Genomic DNA, 2,266 nt, shown 5'->3' on the forward strand with positions numbered 1-2,266 from the left:
CTCGCGCGATTCCAGCCGGTTCAGCTTGATCGTTGTGACCCCGTGAAACGTCTCGTCCAGCCGGTTCGAGATCGAGGCGGCGGCCTCGCGTGCGGCCCGCGTGGTGCGCCGCACCCAGCGTTGCAGGATGGCGATCGGGCCGAACAGAAGCGGCACGCCCGCCAGCGCGATCAGCGTCCAGAGCCAGTCGATCGAGACCGCAACCGCGAACAGCGAGATCAGCGCCACCGCGTCCCGCCCTGCCGCGGTGAAGACCGTGTTCCAGATATTCGCTGCGGCCATGGTGTCGCCGCGCACCCGTTCGATCAGGTTGCCGGGCGGCGTCTTCTGGAACCAGACGCTGTCCAGCGTCAGCATGTGCCCGACAAGGTCACGCTGCAGAGCCGCCGAAACCGAAAGGCCCACCCGCGCCATCAGCAGCCGCTGCCCGAAACCCGCGATCGCGCGGGCCAGGAACAGGACGATCACCGCCGCAGCCACCAGCGGGATAGCGCCGCGGTTTCCGGCGATGAAGATGGTGTCGAACATCGGCTTGAACAGGTAGCTGAGCGCGCCCAGCGTGCCGCCCTCGATGGTCATCAGCGCCATCGCGGCGCCGATCATCCCGATATGGCGGCGCAGATAGCCGCGCCAGAGCCAGCGGATGATGGGTCGGCTGTCATGCGGCGCGTCCATCGTTCAGCGGCCCCGGTGGCGATGCGCGCGGAACGTCGCCTCGATCGCGTCCGGGTCGTAGCGCGTCGCGATCCAGTCGCGGATCGGCATCGGGTCGATCATCATGTCGGTCTCGCAGGCGTCGAGCATCTGGTCCAGAACGCCGCTGTCGGAGTTGCGGAAATGGATGAAACGCCAGTGCAGCATGCGCCTTGCCTCGGCAAGCGTCGCACCCTCGACATGCAGAAGATAAAGCGCCGCGGCGATCCCGGACCGGTCCGCCCCCGACTTGCAGTGCATCACGAAGGGCTTCTCGATGGTCTCGAACAGGTCGAGCAGCGCCAGCAGATCGGCGCGCCGTGCCATCTGGCGGGCATGCATGCGGTGGTTGACCAGAGTCAGCCCCAGCGCGCGGCAGGCCTCCGCCTCGAACAGCTGATGGCTTGCAGATCCGTCCCGGCGCAGCGACAGCACGGTGCGGATGCCCATGTCGCGATAGCGCCGCAGCCGCCGCGCATCCGGTTGGTTCGACCGCCACGCCCCAGGCGCGAACTGGTGCAGGTTGGTCCAGAAGATGCGCAGGAAGGCATGGTCGATGATCTGGAAATGCCAGAACGCCGCGCGCCGTCCCGCAGGCGTCGAGATGTCGCCGTCGAAGGCATCCCGCATCCGGCGATCGAAGGCATCGAGGCGGGTCTTGATCTGGTCGAACATCGTTTCCCCGGCGCCCTGCGGCACGCGGTGGGGGGATAGCCCGAATGGGCCTGCCTGACAAGCGAATGCCGCCCCGGCCCGAGCGTCCCCGCGCGCTCTTGCGGCGCACCGGCGCGCTGGCCTATAGAGCGGGGCGTCGAAAACAGCCGTCGAAGAGGGTTCCATGGCAGGCCATTCGAAATGGGCGAACATCCAGCACCGCAAGAACCGGCAGGACTCGGTGCGGGCCAGGCTGTTCTCCAAGCTGTCCAAGGAGATCACCGTCGCGGCCAAGATGGGCGATTCCGATCCCGACAAGAACCCCCGCCTGCGCCTTGCCGTCAAGGAGGCCAAGGCCAACTCGATGCCCAAGGACAATATCGAGCGCGCGATCAGGAAGGCGCAGGGTGGCGAGGGCGACAATTACGAGGAAATCCGCTACGAAGGCTATGGGCCCGGTGGCGTGGCGGTGATTGTCGAGGCGATGACCGACAACCGCAACCGCACCGCGTCGAACGTGCGGTCGCTGTTCACCAAGCATGGCGGCAATCTTGGCGAGACCGGCTCGGTCGCCTTCATGTTCGAGCGCAAGGGCGAGATCCGCTATCCCGCCGCCGTGGGTGACGCCGATTCCGTGATGATGGCCGCGATCGAGGCCGGCGCCGAGGATGCCGAAAGCAGCGAGGACGACCATGTGATCCTGTGCGCCGATACCGATCTGGGCGAGGTGGCCGCCGCGCTCGAGGCGCGGCTTGGCGAAAGCGAATCGACCCGGCTGATCTGGCAGCCCGGCACCACGATCGAGCTTGACCTCGAGGGCATGCAGAAGCTGATGAAGCTGGTGGATGCGCTGGAGGATGATGACGATGTGCAGCGCGTGACCACCAATTTCGAGGCCAGTGACGAGGTTCTGGCCCAG

The 2,266-nt window shown here is 66.6% G+C and carries 3 protein-coding genes; 1 reads left to right on the forward strand and 2 read right to left on the reverse strand.

Annotated elements, in window-relative coordinates:
* On the reverse strand, positions 1–675 hold a 675-nt coding region (locus tag ENN83_RS10080), incomplete at its 3' end, for an ABC transporter transmembrane domain-containing protein (RefSeq protein WP_287186570.1).
* Between the two features lie 3 nt (positions 676–678).
* On the reverse strand, positions 679–1,368 hold the full coding sequence (locus tag ENN83_RS10085) for a tyrosine-protein phosphatase (protein ID WP_287186573.1): 690 nt from the start codon (positions 1,366–1,368) through the stop codon (positions 679–681).
* Positions 1,369–1,531: 163 nt separating this feature from the next.
* On the opposite strand from ENN83_RS10085, the gene ENN83_RS10090 reads away from it, so the two are divergent.
* A partial coding sequence (locus tag ENN83_RS10090; protein ID WP_287186576.1) for a YebC/PmpR family DNA-binding transcriptional regulator occupies positions 1,532–2,266 on the forward strand: 735 nt, incomplete at its 3' end.

The sequence above is a fragment of the Rhodovulum sp. genome, assembly GCF_011048875.1.
GTDB lineage: Bacteria > Pseudomonadota > Alphaproteobacteria > Rhodobacterales > Rhodobacteraceae > Rhodovulum > Rhodovulum tesquicola.

Coding starts and splice junctions, on each gene's coding strand:
- ENN83_RS10085 (WP_287186573.1), bottom strand. CDS start 1,368: ATGTTCGACCAGATCAAGACCCGCCTCGATGCCTTCGATCGCCGGATG.